General features: G+C 42.8%; 4 protein-coding genes. All 4 read right to left on the minus strand.

The genetic code is table 11. The features are described from left to right. Nucleotide 1: 1 nt before the first annotated feature. From LVD17_RS26735 to LVD17_RS26750, 4 genes are read right to left on the minus strand one after another with little or no spacing between them, the layout of a single operon-like run. On the minus strand, nt 2-1,222 hold the full coding sequence (locus tag LVD17_RS26735; protein ID WP_233763178.1) for a Fe(II)-2OG oxygenase family protein: 1,221 nt from the start codon (nt 1,220-1,222) through the stop codon (nt 2-4). A 24-nt stretch (nt 1,223-1,246) separates the two neighbouring features. Further along, entirely contained in the window at nt 1,247-1,933 is a 687-nt protein-coding gene (locus tag LVD17_RS26740; protein ID WP_233763180.1) for a sulfotransferase family 2 domain-containing protein, read from the minus strand. Nucleotide 1,934: 1 nt separating this feature from the next. Further along, a complete protein-coding gene (locus tag LVD17_RS26745) occupies nt 1,935-9,728 on the minus strand; it encodes a non-ribosomal peptide synthetase (protein ID WP_233763182.1) in 7,794 nt (2,597 codons plus the stop codon). Between the two features lie 18 nt (nt 9,729-9,746). After that, a complete protein-coding gene (locus LVD17_RS26750) occupies nt 9,747-20,435 on the minus strand; it encodes a non-ribosomal peptide synthetase (RefSeq protein WP_233763185.1) in 10,689 nt (3,562 codons plus the stop codon). Nucleotides 20,436-20,441: the final 6 nt, after the last annotated feature.

Genomic DNA, 20,441 nt, shown 5'->3' on the forward strand with positions numbered 1-20,441 from the left:
TTTAAACTATTCTTGATCCTGCCACAGGCGTATAACCAAAAGCATTTTGTGCCAGTTGCTGCATTTTTCCATCAAGCTTCTCCAGCTCTTTATACTCAAATACATACCTCAAAAACTCTTTGGTCAGCTTACCTTCAGCATCTGTCCAACCGCAAGCCAGTAATTCATTAAACAACTGCTTATCGGCATGATTCATATCCAAATTCACTCCTGCCCAGAGATCTCTTTTGAAATATCCCCGGATAAACCACCTGTCTTTCTTGTTAAAACTGGGAATATAACCTGTTCTGGTATGGCACGTCCTGCTATTGTTAAGTATCAAAAGGCTTCCCGGTTGTAGTATGGTACCCACAGAATTATCTTCTATAAACTGTTCCAAACTATGCATCCAGTCTACAGCCTCCTGATCAATACAATCAATACCGTTAAAATTCAGATTTAGCTCGACCTTTTCCTCTTTAATAGCCAAAGGTGACATAGACGAATGATGCGGAGTGCCCATAGGAATACCTGCAGCCTCCATCTTCAGGTAAAGGTCAGGTGCTTTTAACCTGAATCTACCTTCCATCATGCCAGCTTCTTCGTACCATTTCGTCCCTTTCAGCTGATCCGCAGAGAACACTAATGTTTTCGCATTTTCTGCACTTCTAATACCTGCTAGAATTAGGAAGTCAGGTCTTTTCCGGTGCCAGGTACTTTCGCAATGGAAGGGAAAATCATTGGAGTATCCTCCCGCACCACGCTGATCCTTAAGCTTTAAAACGGGTACAATATTGTCAATTAATGGAGCCATTCCCCAACCTTCCTGACGAAAATTAAATGGCTCTGTATTCGTCAGGTTTCCAAATGCCATAAGCATGGCTTCAGTAACAAAGGTTTTCTTATAGTCCGGAGAAAGAGATCCCCCCTTCTCAGGGGTATCGGGCAAATCAGGATCCATAGGCAATCCACTAATCAGTACGGCTCCATACCCCTCGTAAAGCTCATGGTCAATAAGCTTTCTGCTCTCTGAGGAGAGTAAGTCAGATAGCCCTTTTGCCTCAGCGATGAACTTTTCCTGCTCATCCGTCCTGTAAGGGTTATAAGGTATCTTCAGGGCAGCCTCGAAAAGCCTCTCCCTCTCGTCGGCAAAAATGGTAACAATGGCTTGTTCGGGTAAGTCCTTAATATTCTCTCTTGAATAATTAAAAGGGACGGCAGTTCGATAATCGATCCAGTTCATATAGTTATGATAAATAATATCTCTTTAGTAGTCGTAGTTTAAATATTTGATCTCTCTTGCAAAGATTTTGGAAATCCAGTCTGCTTCACCTTCAGACAACACGTCAGTGTACCTCCTTCGATCTTTCCGGGTATGGGATTTAGCCCTTTCCAAAGGCAGCTCAATGGGTGAATCGAGACCTAAAACATCTCCAATGTGCTTTAGCGACTCCTCCATTTCTTCGTATTTATAAATTTTATCTACTACAGGTATTGAGTCAATCGTATAGAGATTGAATCCTCTTATTTTCGATCCCATACCCTTTTCAATAAATTCTTTAACTGTATTTTGTTTATGTAAATGTCTCGTCCAGTAGTACCATGATATGATCTTATCATATGGATTCCTTTCAAAGCAAAATTTATAGTAATTATTCCACACCTCTGCATCTACAAACCTCATAATGTCTGATGCCGGCATGTGATCATAGAAGACCGCACGTTTCCGGGTATAAATAAAGTCCAGCCAGTCAAGTTTAGAATATTTACTGAATGGCACCCTGATATTTTGCGGTCCTCTATAACCCAGCTGTTTTCTGATCTTTTCATCAGTATGAACTGAGGAAATGATATCATGCTCGCCACAAAACTTAGACAAGGCAATCTCAATGCTCGTACTTGCTGTTTTCTGAGTTTTGATAAATATGAATCTATGCTTGTGGGAAATGATCATATTAAAGCTTTATGGTTTCATACTCCTCTTGGTCAACCGACTCGTTTTGTCTGTTAAGCTCAATGAATTGCGACAGTTTCGCTACAGTAGTCAATTCAAAAAATGCTGTTACTGACACATCTACTTTAAGGCGCTTCCTGATCACTGAAATGATGCTTATCGCCAACAACGAATTACCTCCAATACTGAAGAACTCATCATTGACTCCTACCGTTTCCAGCTCAAGAAATTCTTTCCATATATCTATCAGTTCCTGTTGCAATTCATTTTCAGCCGCTTGATAGTCATTGGTAGAAATACTATGCTTTTCTAATTCCAGCAGCGTTTTTCTATCCACTTTTCCATTAATGGTCAATGGTATCTCTTTTACTTCTATTAACCTGTCAGGGATCATATAGGCCGGTAGATTATCTCTCAGGTAAGTCATTAACTTTTCTCTTGAGTATTGGCCTTGTGTAACGACATAACCAGAAAGATATGTGCTATCAGTGCTCTTGTTTATTGCAGTTAAAACAACAGCCTGGTTAACTCCTTCAGCGCTATTCATTACTTTCTCTACTTCACCCAGTTCAACCCTGTAGCCTCTGACTTTCACCTGATGGTCTTTTCTTCCTAAAAATTCCAGGTTCCCATTGCCTCTCATTTTCACCAAATCGCCAGACTTAAACAGTTGACCTTCTGCGAAAGGATTGTCTACAAACCTTTCCTGGGTCAGCGCAGCGTTATTCCAGTAACCCCTTGCCACCTGAACTCCGCCGATGTACAACTCTCCAACCGCACCCTGCATCACCGGCTCCATGCTTTCATTCAGTACGTACAGATGAACATTAGCCATAGGTTTACCAATGGGAATGTTGGTATAGTCATCAAAGCTTTCATTTTGAAGGCTAAACACAGCACACCCTACTGTAGCTTCGGTCGGACCATATTCATTGTATACCCGAATATCCTGCCCTGCATCTTTAAGCACTTTCAAATGCCTGTTGGTCAATTGCTCACCTCCTACTACATAATTACGGGTACCTGCAAATACTGACGGATCCTGCTCCAATAACAGCAGGTGTGCCGGCGTGAGCTTAATAAAGCCAAACGGATTATTCTGCCTGGTAAGCTCCCGATCAAAAACTTCAGCCTCCTTCGGTGATATTACGATGCTTTTACCACATACCAACGGAGTAAATACCGCTGTCAGCGATGCATCAAATACACTTGACATGAAGCTATAGCTACCACTGGTGGCATCATCAGTCATATAGAGTTCCTTACTATTTAAAACATAGTTTGTAAGGCTTCTGTGTTCGACCATTACTCCTTTTGGCTTTCCGGTAGAACCTGAAGTGTAAATGATGTAAGCCAATTGATCAGACTTTGCCCCTGGAAGTTCTCCTGAATGATCTGTTATTTCACTTTCACCCAGATAGATCACACGTAAATCCGTACGCTTTATAAGATGATCATAAGCAGGGTCTGCAATAATGGCTTTAGCTGACAGGTCTTCAAGAATATAAGTAATTCGCTCTTCGGGCTGCTCAGGGTCTATCGGCACATATACCAACCCTGCCTTCATGATTGCCAATATGGATATCACGAGGTTCGAGCTCCTATCCATCAATACCGGCACGGGAGAGTTTTCGGCACCTCCCAAATAACTCAAGAGATTATGCGCCAGCTCGTCCGACTTTTTATCAAGCTCAGCATAGGTCAACGTATGTTCATTATAAACAACTGCCTGCTCCTGAGGATGTAAGCCTGCCTGCTCCCTAAATAAGTCCGGTATGGTTTTGTCCAACGGATAATCTGCTGAAATTTGATTAAAGTCAAATAACAGCTGATTTCTCTCGGCCGGAGTAAGCAGCTTTAGTTCATTGATCTTGCTGCTGTCCCTGTTTATGATTTGCGTCAATACCTGATGGAACTTTTCGGTGATCAGCTTCACCGTTGCCGGGTCAAGTAAATTAGTATTGTAAAAGAAGTGGGCATTGATCTCTTCAAAAGCACCTATGGTAATATACAGTGGATAGTTAGACTGCTCCTGTACATAAACTTCTTCTACCTTCAGCTTCCAGTCCTGCGCATCTAATACTTTGGACAACGGGAAGTTTTGGAATGCCATGATACTATCAAACAGGTCGCCCTGAACCCCTACCAGCCCCTGGATCTCATTCAAAGACTGGTATTGATAATTCCTTGAGTTAACCTGATCATTCTGAATACCTGTCAACCAGGGCAGAATTTCATCTGACTTTTGCAATGATGAACGCAATGGTAATGTATTGATGTACATACCTACTCTTTTTTCAACGGAAGGAATATCTTCCGGCCTACCCGAAACAACCACACCAAATGTAACATCGCGCTGACCTGTAAATTGATGCAACAAATAGGCCCAGGTTCCCTGCATCAATGTATTAACCGTAAGTCTGTGACGTCTTGCAAATGACCTGATAGCCTCAGTGGTCTGTTTATCAATGTTCAGGTTTATCTCCTTGTAGGTTCCTGCTCCCTTGTTACGCAATGAAGATGATTCAATAAACGGCAACAGTGTACCTACTTCTATCTCTTGCAGATAGCTTTGCCAATATTCGGCGGCACCTGAGTTATCCTGCGACTCTATGAATCTTATATAATCTTCATACTTATCCTCCTCTTTGATCTGATGGTTTGCTCCGTTAACCGAGATGTCATAATAAGTCAAAAACTCCTCCATCAGAATGGGTAGAGACCAACCATCATGCAGCAAGTGGTGAGATGTCCACAGCATGCGCGTATGGGTTTCATTTAGTCTTATTAGTGTCACCCTCATCAGTGGAGCTTTATCGAAGCGAAAACCTTGCTGCAAATCTGCCTCCTCAATCTTCTCAACTCTACCAATCAGTTCATCCTGCTCAAGTGAGGTAAGGTCTATCACCTCAATAGGTAGAGAAGCTGTTTTATGTACACACTGTACCGGTATACTGAACACATCGTGATGGAAGGTGCTACGGAAAATAGTATGCTTTTGCAACAGGTACTCCCAGGTCTGCTTGTGTGCCTGTTCATCCAGATTGACGATGTCGCATTTCAACTGGTTACGGTAAGTGGCTGCATTCTCATCATAAAGGCTATGAAACAGCATACCTGATTGTAATGCACTTAGTCTATAACAGCTTTGTATTGACGATCTTCTGGTAGCTCCATTGTCGAGATGGCCATCCAGGAATTCATCAAAGTCATCGATGCTAACCTCTTTAGATAGTCCGAAATCTGTCGGGCTAAACTGAGGGTCTGCTCCTTTCAGGGCAGCAGCATTTGTCAAGAAATGTTCGATGCTTGCTGTCAGCTTATCAGTCAAAGAAGCCATGTCAACCTCTCCATATTTTGCAGGATCGTATAGCAGTTCAAGCTGTAGCTTTTCGCCTTCAATTCTGCATGCAATGATAAGCTGCTCATGACCATAGCTTCCAGGTGCGGCATCAAAACAGGCTCTTTCAGGCGCCAAGCTTACAGGCCCCTCCTCCTGTTGGCATGCTCCATAAAGTTTAACCCTGATATCCCACGGATTATTCCCACTAACTTTTTTGTCAGCATAAGCTGAGTAGGTAAGTGCCATTTCCGGGTTCTGTCTATTAAACGACTTCACCAACTTAAGAGCATGTCCAGCATCATTAGCTGTGGTTTTCAGCATAAATGGGTACGCTGAATGAAGTTGTCCCGTTGCTCCTGAGTCGCTCTCAACACCGATAACCAACTGCTCATCACCTTTCCATTGGCCCAGTGTACCATAGATAGCTGATAATAGTATCTCTGTGTCGTTGGCATGGTATACCTCTCGATAAAGGTTTAAGGATGTTGACAGATTTTCATCAGCGATAGATTGTTTATATACCTGATAGTTTTTTTCACTTTTCGCCTGACTGGCTTCCTTGCCCGGGATCTGACTCTCCCATTGCTCCACCCACTTTCCAAACAATGGCTTTTGTGTTTGCTCTTCAATACCCGTTAGGATTTCTTTATAACTTTTAACCTCACTTAGCTCCTGTCCGTCAAAAACACGGTTCAAATCGTTAATAAAGTCTCTCCAGTTTATGGTGTCCATCAAGAGGTGATGCACAACCAGTATAAGCCTGTTATGTTGTTGTTCTTCCGGGGTTTCTATCCATGTGGAACTGATCAATTCATTATTATTAAGATCGATCAGGTTATAAAGTTTCTTACGCTCACTCTCCAAAAATGCTGACAAGTCAGAAATATCCGAAGGCACGGTTACGGCTGATAGTTCCAACTGCTTTGACATAAGTTTCTGTTTCCACTGCCCATTATGTCTGATGAATGTTGCCTGAAGCCCCTGGTATCTTGCAATCATTTGATTCAGACATTGGCTGGCCTGCTCTCTGCTGATCATTTTATTCAAGGCCAGCGTAAAGTCAGGGTAACCGGCAAATGAAGTGTTGTTGATCAATCGCTTTTGGGAAAGTGTCAATGGCATTGTATCGACCTCACCGGCCTCTTTCCTGATTATTTTTTCATCTTCAATCCGCTTGCTTACTGCCTGTGAAATACGTGCTATGGTCTGGTAAGTAAACAGATCACCCACTTGTAGCTCAAATCCTAATTTTCGGATTCTGCTCACTACCTGAATAGATATGATTGAATCTCCTCCCAGCTCAAAGTAGTTATGCTGACGGCCTACCTGATCCACGGAGAGCAGTTCCTGCCATACCGTGGCAAGGGCTTCCTCCATCGCTCCTACCGGAGCCTCATATTCTACTTCTCGTATGTCTGCAATCCCTAATTCTTTCAGCTGCTTCTTATCTACTTTACCACTTGGCAACAGCGGTATGGACTCTAACTCCACTATAATACCTGGGATCATATATTCAGGAAGCTCGCTTTTTAATGCTTCTTTAATAGCTGCAGGATCAAAAACCCTCTCCATGACGACATATGCCGCAAGCTGAGTGTTCGACGCCTCTTCCACCACCAACACAACGCCTTCCAGTACACCTGGAGCATCCCGCAAGGCTCTTTCTATTTCTGCAATCTCAATCCTATATCCTCTTACTTTGAGCTGTTCATCGTGTCTTCCTACAAACTCCAGATTCCCATCTGGCAGGAACCTGACCAGGTCTCCTGTTTTATAAAGTTTTCCAGCAGAGTTATAAGGGTTTTGAACGAAATGAGAGGCTGTGAGGTCTTCGTTGTTCAGGTAACCTCTTGCCACCTGGATACCTCCAATGTGCAACTCTCCTAAAACCCCTGTCGGTACCTGTTGCCCCAACTCATTGAGTACATAAAGATTAGTATTGGCCACCGGCTTGCCTATTGGCACTGAGTTCACTCCCTTTTGAAGATCATTAGCACTGCATTGGTATTCACAAACGGTAATGGTGGCCTCGGCAGGGCCGTATTTATTATAAAACTGACAGTAATTCACCCATTCTTCGGCAAGCTGTTTGTCACAGATCTCCCCTCCACAAACCACTCTCCTCAAACCACCGTATTTACCGGGACTCAATACTTTTAAAAAGCTTGGGGTCACATGCAAATGAGTCAGGTTTTTCTGTTTAAGGAATTGCTCAAAAAGCTCTTTGTCCAAACGGTAAGCACCAGGGATTAATACCAGCGTAGCACCTGTGGTCAGCGCCAGAAAAATCTGCTCAATAGAGGCGTCAAATGTGTAATCACTAAACTGAAGTATCCGTTCGCTATCATCTATTTTGAAGAAATCTGTCTGATTATGAATATAGTTGGATATGCCTGAATGTTCTACCATCACACCTTTAGGCTCCCCGGTAGATCCGGATGTGAAGATGACATACGCCAGATCCTGACCTGCGAGTTGTACATCAGGGTTAGAGATACTCTCGTTAGGAAAAATATCGCTTAATTGACCTATACTGATCCATTCTACAGCTTCAACTGACGGTTCTACCTCACATAAGCCAATGGGCATATCTGCCATACCAACAATTTTCCTGAGCCTTTCTTCAGGATCATTGTGCCCTAGCGGCACATAGGCACCGCCTGCTTTCATAACTGAAAGTATCGCAATGATCATTTGTGGTGACTTATCAAAATGTATAGGCACCAAAGTACCTTTCTCAACTCCCTTTCCTACCAGGTGATTTGCCAGCCTGTTGGCATATTCGTTCAGTTCCTTATAGGTCAGTTTTGTGTCCAGGTATTCCAGGGCAACCTTATCAGGGAAATTCATGGCTGCTGCCTCGAAAAGTGCTACCAAATCAGGTTGCGGTTGAGCCTCATCAGACTTCTCAGCAATAGGGTGTGCCTGAAGCAAATGGAGATTATTCAATGAAGTATCTCCTTCCTCTACAATGCTTAACAGAACCTGCTCAAGGTGTAATTTGATCAGGTTTATAAACGTTTTGGGTAGAAGTTCTTCTTTATATATAATCTCTACATTGATCTCCCTGCTTACGGAGAAACGGATCAAAAGGGGATAATTGGACGACTGTTCTAACCCTTTGAAGTTACTCACTTCCAGTTTCCACTGCGTAGATGAGGTCAATTCGGAAAGCGGAAAGTTTTGGAATACCATAATGCTGTCAAACAGATCCCCATGCACACCTGACCACTTCTGAATATCGGCCAAAGCGTTATACTGAAACTTTCTTGACGCTATCTGATCATTTTGAATGCCTTTTAACCAGGTTTGAACATCACAGCTTTTATCATATACAGAAACAAGGGGCAAGGTGTTGATATACATCCCTACTCTTCTTTCTACATTTTGCAGGTTTTCAGGTCTACCGGACACTACCACACCAAATGAAATGGTTTCTTCTCCGGTATACTGGTGCAACAGGTACGACCACACTCCCTGCATCAGGGTATTCACTGTAATTCGGTTACGCTTGGTAAACAACTCGACTTTTTGAGTTACATTCTCATCAAAAACGAGTATTTCTTCATTAAAATCAGAAACTGTTCTGGTACGTTCGGCTGAAACCGGGATGAACGGAAGTAAAGTGCTTCCGGTTACAGGTTTGAGGTACTCTGACCAGTAAGCCTGTGCTTTTTCTTTGTCCTGGCTATCAATAAACCTGATGTAATCTTCGAACCTGTCAACCTCCCCGTCTTTAATGTCTTCACTGGCTGATAGCTTATCATAGACCTGAAGAAACTCTTCCATGAGTATGGGTCTTGACCAACCGTCTAACAGGATGTGGTGGGTACTCCACAACATTTTATAGCTATCATCTCCCAGTTTAAGCAGCATTACCCGCATCAGTGGTGCCTTTTTAAAATCAAAAGGTTTAGATCGGTCCTCTCGCTCATATTTATCCAAAGCGGTATCAAGATCATGCCCGTTCAGTTGACTCAGGTCAACTATTTCCAGGGGCATTTCTACATGGCGATGCACGCATTGTACGGGAATTTTGAAGGCATCGTAATGAAAACTGGAACGAAGGATGGTATGACTCTTTATTAAGTGATCCCATGCCTGCTTAAAAAGGTTGAGATCAACTCGTTTAAGGTTACATTTAAGCTGGTTTCGATATGCTCCAACCTGTTGATCGTACAAGTCATGAAACATCATGCCCGCCTGCAAGGGACTCAACTTGTACATCGACTCTATATCCTTCTTCGATTCCTCACTTTTTGAATTGAGGTGGTCGATCAATTCCTGCTTATTTTCCTTAATGAATTTAAGTACTTCGGTATTCTGTTTAATGGCTTTAGCCTGCTCCTCGCTTACTTTATTCTTTCTGGCCTTTAAAACGAGTTTATCCCCATTAGCTTCCAGAAAGAAGTTGTTTTTATCAAGCAGGTCAATGCATTCTTTTATATTCATAGTGGTATTTGCGCTCAATTAAAATTTAATAATATCATCAGATTCTTTTTCGGAGTCCTCGTCATTGAGGAAACTATCCAGCTCTTCATAGCTGATCTCTCCGGATAATCCAAAGTCGGACGGGGTGTACTGTCTTTGCCCCAGTTTTTCCTTTTCCAGGCAGTGTTCGAAGATCTCCTTTAGGCTATTTACAAACTCAGCACTGATGCGTTGGGTCTGCTCTCTGCCAGTTGCCTCACCAAACGACCACCTCAGCCATAGCTGATCCTGATCAAACCCACAATCGATGATCACTTCTTCACCGGTTAACGGGAAGTTGCTTTGCAAGTAAGCGTTGGATATAACATGTTCAGATAGATTACTAACACTGGTCATGCCATGGAACCTGAGTTTTATATTCCATGGATTCTTCTCAAACTGAGGTTCCTTAACGATATACTTCAGTACTCCGTAACCTAGTCCATGATCTGAGATCTTACTTCTTGACTCTTTAACTTGTTTTATCAGTTCATCCACAGACAGCTCTTTTTCAGCATGCAGCCTGAATGGATAGGTCTGATAAAAATGTCCGATAACTTTATCTGCTCGGCTATTATTTTCGACACCTACTACAATAGCACTGGCGTCTTCTCTCCGCCTAAGTGACAAGGTAAGAGCACCCAACAAGAAGTCGAGGTTACCGGTCTGATACACAGCATGGGCTGAAGATGCATCAAAGGCGGAAAGGTCAATCTGTTCGGTAAAGTGCTCATAAGAATCATTGAACACAGGTGTATCCTCCGCCATGAATCCTTTCCACAGATCTGCCTCTTTCTTGTAACGGTCGGCCTGATATGATTCATTCAAAGCACCTAATGTGCTTTTATAGGTATCTATATGCTCACCAAGAGATTTACCGTCGAGAACGGACATGAACTCATCTGCAATAATGTCCATAGAAGGCAGATCAACCAGTAGGTAGTTTGCATTAAGGATCACTGCATTGCGCTCTACATCTTCATTGGTTTGCACCAGTATAGCTCTAAAGGCTACATCTTCAGGAAGATGCTGAAGCTTTTGCTGTGCTATCTCTACCTGCAGTCCCACATGAACTTCTTTACTGGATGAGAAATCAACAACCTCTAATGGTGTTTGTGCGTCATCAAAGCGTTGCGTCCATTGATCATCCGTTTTTGCAAAGGCTACTCTTAGTGCTGCATGTCGTTTGGCCACCTCGTTAAGTGCTTGTTGTAGTTTAGCTACACTCAGAGCTTTGTCTACTGACAGTGCCACTGAGAGGTAACCTGATGATGCTGACTCCAGGTATTGAAACTGGTTAGGGGTTGCCGAAAGGCTTTCCAATGTTTCAAAGCTGATCTCTTTAGCTCTTTTTTCATCCCTTTGTTTCAGCACAGGTACTATATCTGCGATAACCTGATACTCAAACAGGTCACTGATCTCCATATCATACCCCAACAGATTTGCTCTGCTCACCATTTGAATGGAAATAATCGAATTACCTCCCAAATCAAAGTAGTTGTCGTACCTGCCCACCTGATCAACAGCCAGCAGCTCCATCCATATATTGGCAAGATCCTGCTCTTCCTTCCCTTGAGGTGCTTCATATTCTTGTCCGCTCTGTGCCTGAATATTAACCGCCTGAAGTTGCTTTTTATCTATTTTACCATTTACTGTTACAGGTATTGACTCATGCTCTATGACTACATCGGGAATCATATAGTATGGGAGTTGGGCTTTTAAAGTATTCATCAACTCCTTTTGATTGTACTCTGTACCTGGAACAACATGCGCCACTAAAAACTTGAAGCCAGAGGCATTCTCTTTAGTCAAGACCACACATTGTCTCACCATAGGGTTAAGCCTGATCTTGGTCTCAACTTCACCTAATTCAACCCTGTTACCTCTTATTTTTACCTGATCATCGTTCCTGCCTATAAACTCCATATTGCCATCTGGTAGCCATCGGGCAAGGTCTCCTGTTTTATAAAGCCTTTGACCTTTGTGGAAAGGGCTTTGAATAAACCTCTCTCCGGTAAGTTGCTCTCGGTTGAGATACTCCTTGGCCAGGGCAACCCCTCCAATATAAAGCTCACCTACCACCCCAATCGGGCAAAGGTTCAAATGCTCATCAAGCACATACTGAGTTACGTTGCTTATGGCTTTACCGATCGGCGAGTACTTGCGATCTTCAAAATCTGTCTTCTGAACTTCATAACTGACCACAATTTGTGTCTCGGTCGGACCATAATAGTTAAGTAACCTGGCGTTGGTCTTATCAAAAAATTGCCTGATGTCTTCATTAAGTATAAGCTGTTCACCAGCAGTAAATATCGCCTGAATACTCTCCGGGTAAATGTCTGCTCTTACCGCCTGCTCACAAAGGTTCTTTAAAACTATGTATGGAATAAACAAGTGGTTAACTCCATTCTCTTTGATCAATGCCAGCATTCCCTGCATATCTCTTCGACGGACTTCATCGATCAATACCAGCTTTCCTCCATAGCAAAGTGCCGAGAAAATCTCCTGGAAACTAGGGTCAAAGTTAAGGCTGGCAAACTGTAGTACGGTTTTCCCTTTTGTTGAGCATGCCTGTTCCTCATGCCATTGCATCAGGTTTATTAAGGCTGCCTCTTCCATTACTACACCTTTAGGAGTACCGGTAGACCCAGAGGTATAAATTACATAGACCATTTGGTCTTCAACTTCAGGCCTTACGATATTACCCTTCTCAAGAAGCGCTATCTGATCCCAATCCTTATCCAGGTTTATAAGCTGAACCTCGCCTTCAATAGTGTCAAACTTGTCTGTAGTGTCGTCCTTTGTCAACACTATGCCAGCACCAGAATCAGTGACCATGAAATGTAATCTTTCATTAGGGTACTCGGGATCAAGTGGCAAGTATGCCGCTCCTGCTTTTAGTATGGCGAGTATGGATGTAATCAGGTCTATTGACCTGCCCATACACACGGGTACTATGCTGTTAGGCTGAACACCGGCCTGTACCAGATGTCTGGCCAACTTATTCGCTTTCTGATTAAGCTCTGAGTATGTCAGACTATCATTATAGAAAGTAATCGCTGTTTCGTCTGGCGACAGCGTGACTTGCTCTTCGAATATTCTGATGATAGAACGGCTCTCTGAATATGTTTTTGCTGTGTCGTTGAATCCTTCCAGTAGCTTATACTCTTCTTCGCTGCTTAGCAGTTTTAATTTTTCGATACTTTCCTGGCTATTATCAACTACGGCCTGTAGCAAATTCACATAATGTTCAGCCAGCTTTACTATAGTCTCATTTTTGAAGAGGTCTTTACAATATCCCCAGTTGATGATCATCTCATCATTACGTTCTGTTACGTTGATGTCGATATCAAACCTTGATAGTGCCGTATCAAAATCTCTGTTTTTCAGGTTAACATCACCGAGCTTGATATTATCTACCGGTGGTGTATTTTGCATAACAAAGAGTATCTGAAAAATAGGGCTATGGCTCATATTTCTATCCACTCCTATAGCCTCTACCACTCTTTCAAAAGGTGCATCCTGATACTGATAAGCCTCAAGTGTCGTCTTTTTAATTTGCTGCAGATAGTCTTTGAAAGTCATATCTCCTTTCACTGTCGTACGCAGTGCCAGGGTGTTAACAAAGAACCCAACCATAGTTTCCAGCTCTGTTTGAGTTCTGTTGGCAATAGGGCTACCAATACATATATCCTGCTGAGCTGTATATCTGTGAAGCAATACCTTAAACGCCGCCACCATAGTCATGTAAAGCGTAGTCTCCTCATGTTTGGAGAGGGCATACAGCTTATCCGCAAGTGATTTATCCAAAGTATGTTGATACATACCTCCGTCTACGCCCTGTATGTTAGGTCGGGGGTAGTCTGTTGGCATCTGCAATGCCGGCACTCCGGTCAGTTTATCTTTCCAGTATTGTATTTGCTTATTGAGTTCCTTTCCTTCAAGATGCTTCCTTTGCCAAAGTGCAAAATCAGCATACTGCAACGACAGGTGAGGTACATGAGCAGGTCTTTTGTAAAATAACGAGTTATACAATTCCACCAGTTCTTTAACCAAAACGGAAACTGACCAGCCATCGAAAGCAATATGATGGAAAACCACAATAACAATGTGCTCATCATCTGATTTACTGATAACCTCTGCCCTCAGCATAAAGTCTTGGGCCAGGTTAAAAGGTGCTTTGATCAAGTTTGTGATATAGCCTTCTACATCCTTATTTTCAATCGCACTCCAATCCGTAACCGTCATTTTCCAGTCTTCTGCCGGAAGCACTTTTTGAAAACCTTTGCCATCGCTTTCTTCAACTACCGTTCTCAGTATTTCATGCCTATTCACTATTCCTGAAAACGCGGACTCAAGATAGTTTAGGTTCAGGTTACCTTTAACTTCAAATGCCCACGGCATATGATATTGCTCACTTCCTCTGAGTTTATCAATAAACCAGAGTCTCTCCTGCGCAAATGACAAAGGAATATTCCCGTTTTTAGGCTGTACATATATTTTGGGCAGGGTACTTTCAGAAGTGGATGCATCCATTCTGGAAGAAAGGTCTGCCACTCTGGGATACATAAAGAAGTCGTTAAGACTAAGGCCTGTGCCCAGCTTCTTCCTGATCACCGAAACGGCACGGGTAGCCAGTAGTGAATGTCCTCCTATTTCGAAGAAATTATCATGTATACCTACCTGATCAATTTCCAGAATGTCTTTATAGATCTCGATGAGCTTTTCCTCAACCTCATTTCTGGGTTTGGTAATATTATTATTAGAGACTGCCATCCCTTCCACTGCCGGAAGAGCCTTCTTATCTACTTTACTGGTTGACGTAAGCGGAATATGATCTATCTCTACAAAGAAGCTAGGCACCATATACTCCGGCAGGTGAGCCAGCAAATACTCCTTGGCTTTTTCCTTCTGATAGTTTTCATCTGTCAGCACATAAGCTACCAATCGGTTGTACCCTGCATGATCCTGGCTGCCAATTACCACACATTGCTTAATGCCTGACGCCTTTTGCAGTACTTTTTCTATTTCAGAAGGTTCAACTCTATATCCTCTTATTTTGATTTGCTCATCAGACCTTCCTAAGAAATCAATATTGCCATCGGGCATCCATCGGGCAAGGTCTCCGGTATGGTAAAGTCTGTTGCCTTGTTCACCTGAAAATACGTCAGGCACAAATTTCTCTCTGGTCAGTTCGGGCATTTGATGATAGCCTCTGGCCAGCTGTACTCCACCAATGTACATATCACCTGCTACACCAATAGGTACCATATTCATATTCTTATCCAGTATCCTTACCAGGGTATTGGTCACTGGTCTACCGATGGGTATGGATAAGGCTCGTTCTGTATCAAGTTCGCTGTTACATTTGTACTGAGTAGCGGAAATGGCTGTTTCCGTGGGTCCGTATTTGTTGTAAAAAGTGCAGTAGTCTCTCCACTTTTCGTACAATTTGGGAGCGCAAACCTCTCCACCGGCCACAACTCTTCTCAATCCATTATACTTACCCGGTTTAAGGTTATTAAGGAAACCTGGCGTAGCCTGCAAGTGGGTAATGGAAAGGTCTTGCAGGTACTTTTCTACCAGATCATGGTCCCTTCTTGTATCATCGGGAATGAGCACGCACACTGCACCATTGATCAATGGCATAAATATTTGCTCTACAGAAGGGTCAAAGCAATAGCTATAAAACTGTAATACTCTGTCGTCCTCAGCAATTTTAAATTCATTAGACTGATGCAAAATAAAGTTGGTCAGGGCTCCATGCTCCTGAAGCACACCTTTAGGCTGCCCGGTAGACCCGGAAGTATAGATGATATACATCAGGTCTTTCAGTCTGGTTTCTACTAGTAGTTTTTTTCCCGGTTGTTGCCCTATGGTATCCCAGTCTTTATCCAGACTAACGATGGTAGAAAATACATCAGTATACCTTAGTAAGTGACGGCATCTTGAATTACTGATCGCTATTTTCGATTCAGTATCTCTCAGTATGTAGGTGATACGCTCCTGAGGATATTCAGGATCAATTGGCGCATATGCTGCTCCGGTTTTCAATACTCCCAGAATACCGATGATCATTTCAAATGATCGATCGAGACATAGGGGTACTATTTTTCCTTTAGATATACCACGCTCCATCAGATAGCTGGCCAGTTTATTGGACCTTTCATCCAGTTCCTTATAAGTAAGGGTGGTATCACGCAGGGCCAATGCCACATTATCAGGGGTCTTTTCGGCTTGCTGATAAAACAAGTCTATCAATGTCTTTTCCTCCTGCGGAAGCGTTATCGTCTGACTGAAGTTATTCAGGATCAACGCCTTCTCCTCTTCATCCAGCAGGTTTATGGTATCAATGTGTGATTCAGGATGATCCACAATACTGGTAAGCACATTTACGAAGTGCTTAAACAACCTTTCTACAGTGTCCTTCTTGAAAAGATCCAGGCAATAAACTATTTCAAGGTAGATCTCATCCTCAACTTCCGTAAGACTGAAGTTAAGGTCAAACCTGGAAGTTACTGTGTCATTGTTCTCATGGATCAGCTCTACGTTATCAAACTTCAACTCCTCTGTTTTCGGAGTATTTTGCATGAGGAACTGGATCTGAAATAAGGCGTTTCTGCTCATATCCCGTTCAACCCCCAAAGCTTCCACAACTTTTTCAAAAGGTACCTCCTGATTTTCAAAACCAGCCAGCGTAACGCTTTTTATCTGTTGTACCAGTTCCTTGAATGTACCCTGTCCATCAACCTGATTGCGTAGTACAATAGTATTGATAAAAAAGCCTATCAGACCTTCTATTTCTTTTTGCTGTCTGCCCGCAGTAGCTGTACCTACAGCTATATCATCCTGACCCGTATAGCGATAAAGCAATACATTAAATGCGGCCAGCATAGTCATATAAAGGGTTACTCCTTCCTTCTGGCTCAGCTTCATCAGTTTGTTTTTCAATTCTTTGCTGATCGTACCGGATACCTGAGCTCCACGGAAGCTTTGCTGTGGTGGTCTTCTAAAATCAGTAGGCATATCCAGCGGAGTAAGCCCTTGCAATTGATCCGTCCAATAAGTAAGCTTTTGGTTCAATACATCCCCGGCAAGGTACTTTCTCTGCCACACAGCGTAGTCTGAATACTGAAGTGAAAGTGGCTGTAACGTAGGGGGTGACTTCCGCAGGAAACTATTGTAAAGCTCTTTTAACTCATGAACAAGGGTAGCCATGGACCAACCGTCAAATGAGATATGGTGTAAAACAGGTACCAGCAAATGTTCTCCCTCTGAAAGGCTGATCAAGTGTGCCCTGACCATAAAATCGCCTGACAGGTTAAAGGGCTTCTTTATTTCCTGTGCAACAAAATTATCAATTGATCCAAACTGTTTTTCTATCTCTCCTATGTTGTGGCGTTGCAGGTTCCAGTCTTCAACCGGCAAGACTACCTGGGCCGGCACTTCATTTTCAACTTTGATTACCGTTCTCATTACTTCATGTCTCCTGATCACGCCTCTCAGTGACTTTTCAAGTACATCGGTATCGAGGTCTCCTTTAAGCCTGAATACCCAGTGCATATGATATTGTACTGTACCATGGAGGTTGTCCATAAACCATAGTCTTTCCTGTGCGAAAGAAAGCGGTACGTCTCCTGTTCTAGGTCTGGGTTTAACGGCTGGTAAAGTCACATTGCTGGTCTGCCCTTGTATAAACTTACAGAGGGCATGCAACGTGGTATGTTCAAAGAAATCACTCAGACTTAATTCTACCTGGAGCTCTTTTCTGATCATCGACACTATTCTGGTCGCTAACAGTGAATGCCCTCCAATCTGAAAGAAATCATCGTGTAAGCCAATTCTGTTCAGTTCCAACAGGTCTTTCCATATCTCACTCACTCTGATCTCCAGCTCACTTTCTGGGTCTATATGATTTTTATTATCGAGGCTACTGTCATTATTAACTTCCGATAAAAACTTCACATCCACCTTACCGTTGCTCGTGGTGGGGAGTTCATCCAAAGCTACCATCTCCGTTGGCACCATATACTCTGGTATCATCAAGGCCAGCTCATCTCTTACCTCAGCTTGTAGCTTCGCTTTTATTTCTCCATACAAAGGGATATTCGTCAGACCTGATCGCCCGGCATCCTGATGAGACCAATGGTTCACCACATTTGCGGACATGTCTTTAGAAAGCACCACATTCAGCTTGAATGGGTCTTCATTGACAAGGAAACGGGTGCTGTAACCCGACTCAGTAGCTTTCTTTATAATTTCTAATGTTGCAGGACTGCTATCACTTACTTTTTCCAGTGACTTCAGTATATCATTGACGGTTTCAATATCATTATGCAGAAGACTTTCCAGGAACTGCTGATCTGTTTTAAGCCTTGGGTTGGGTGCATCTTTTATGGCAATCAACGAATGACCTTCCTGTAATGTCTTTTCAATACTATCATCACACCATACTTTCCAATCTGGTTTCTCAAGGTTGGTATCCTGCCCAATATGCAGTATGACCGTGTATCTGTAAAGTGACAATTCATTGATGGCCTCTCCCTGCTTCTCTACAATTTCTACATGGCTGATTTGCGGATATTGGGTCTGCAAATCGTAAAAATATTGAGGATGAAGACAAAGTTCTTCTTCAGCGAGTATTGCTTGTCTGAGCTCCCACTCAAACTCCTTTTTCTCCAACGAGCCCATTACATTATTAAGGTAGAGCCTGCCTTTGAAGGATTTTAGCAACCTGTTATCTCTAACGTCTCCGATGATTATTCTCCCCTTATCGGAGATCATATTCACGCAATTGTCAATAACCCTGGAAAGATATTCCTCTCCCGGAAAGTACTGAATAACAGAGTTGATCAATATGGTATCCAGTGGTTGCTCTGCCGGCAGCTTAACTTCATGCGCCTGACTTCTGAAAAACTCTGTGGCACCATAATCTTTTACTCCTGAGGCTACTCTGGATTTGATCTTTTCTATGGCCGATGCAGAAAAATCAGTACCAATATATTTCTTCAGGTTCCCGGCCAGCTCATAAAACATCAATCCGCTACCACAACCAATCTCAAGAAGGTTTTCCGGTTTGTGAGCTTTGATAACATCAATGATGTCATTGAGCCATTCTCTCATCTGGTCTTTCGGGATGTCCTGTCCCGTAAAGCTATCCCCCCAACCTACGAGGTTAAACTCTACATCTTCCGGTTCATCAGACTCACCGTATTGTGATTCGTACAGGTCTTGCCAGCTATCCACCTGTTCATAGATAATCTTAGATTCAAGTTCTTCAACACACTTCTTCCCGGGTACAAAATAGGCCGTAAGTTTATTCATTTGCAGCGCATCTTTTTGAGCCACAACGGCACTTTGATGAACCTGGCTTATCTGGTTCAGGTTGCTTTCAACCTCTTTCAGTTCTATTCTATGTCCCCTGATCTTCACCTGATCATCCACACGTCCTAAAAACTGAATATTCCCATCAGGCAACCATTTCACAAGATCACCGGTTCTATACATTTTAGCCTCTGACCTATTAGCATACTCATCATCCATAAACCGCTCAGCAGTCAACTGTGGATTGTTGAGGTAGCCTGCCGTGACACCTTCGCCGCCGATATAAAGTTCCCCCTCAATACCGATAGGAAGCAACTCTTCATCCTCATCCATAACATAGGCACTAACTCCTTCGAAAGGCCTGCCTATCGGAATATTGTTATCAGGGGTTTTCTCTGCTTGTAAGGTATTGAAGGTATACCATGTACAACCGATGGTAGCTTCAGTAGGTCCGTATTCATTGATGATATCAACTGAGATGTTCCGTTTGGTCAGGAATTCCAGGTGGCTGTAATTCAGTGCCTCGCCTCCTACTACAAGTCTTCTTGTAATAGGGTTAACATCATCGATATATAAATCTTCAAGCAAGTGCAGCTGCGCCGGAGTAACTTTCAAAAACTGATAAGGAGCATACTTTTTAACCAGATCGGTCTTAAAAAGGTCTCCTAGTTTTTGTTTAGACATGATCAATGGATTGCCGCTAAGCAACGGAAGGAATATCGCCGTCAGAGATGCATCAAAAGAAAAGGACAGACATAGCAAAGTCCCTGAGTTTATCGCCTTTTCAGGCATGTATGTAGCTGCAACATTACTGATATAATGCCACAAATTCTTATCCAGCACTTTTACTCCTTTGGGTACTCCCGAGGTTCCTGAGGTATAGATTACATAGGTTAGTGAGTCAGCAGACCTGCCTGCACTTAAATTTGTGGATTCGAAGCCTTCCATGCTTTCTTTATCCTCCGGGGTTATGATCCTGAAGTTCCGTCGGATTGACTCCAGCATTTCACGATGCTCGCTGCTGCTGATTATAACCTCTGAATCCAGGTCATTAAGCAAAAAGTTCAGGTACTTTTTTGGGTGCCTGGGATCAACCGGAGAAAATGCTGCCCCTGTTTTTAAAACACCAAGGATACTCACAACGGTTTCAATAGATGGTCCCAAAACGATCGGGATAATATCACCTTTCTTCACGCTGTAAGAAACCAATCTGTGGGCAAGTTGATTAGCCCTCTGGTTTAGCTCATCATAGGTCACCTCCAGATGGTCGCATACCAATGCCAAGGATGTGGCATACTGCTCTGCCACGCTCTCAAACTGATTAATCATATTTTCCTGGTGTATATATTTTGTAGTCTCTTGCATTTTTTA

It is taken from the genome of Fulvivirga ulvae (genome assembly GCF_021389975.1).
GTDB classification, from domain to species: Bacteria; Bacteroidota; Bacteroidia; order Cytophagales; family Cyclobacteriaceae; genus Fulvivirga; species Fulvivirga ulvae.

Coding starts and splice junctions, on each gene's coding strand:
- LVD17_RS26740 (WP_233763180.1), bottom strand. CDS start 1,933: ATGATCATTTCCCACAAGCATAGATTCATATTTATCAAAACTCAGAAA.
- LVD17_RS26745 (WP_233763182.1), bottom strand. CDS start 9,728: ATGAATATAAAAGAATGCATTGACCTGCTTGATAAAAACAACTTCTTT.
- LVD17_RS26750 (WP_233763185.1), bottom strand. CDS start 20,435: ATGCAAGAGACTACAAAATATATACACCAGGAAAATATGATTAATCAG.
- LVD17_RS26735 (WP_233763178.1), bottom strand. CDS start 1,222: ATGAACTGGATCGATTATCGAACTGCCGTCCCTTTTAATTATTCAAGA.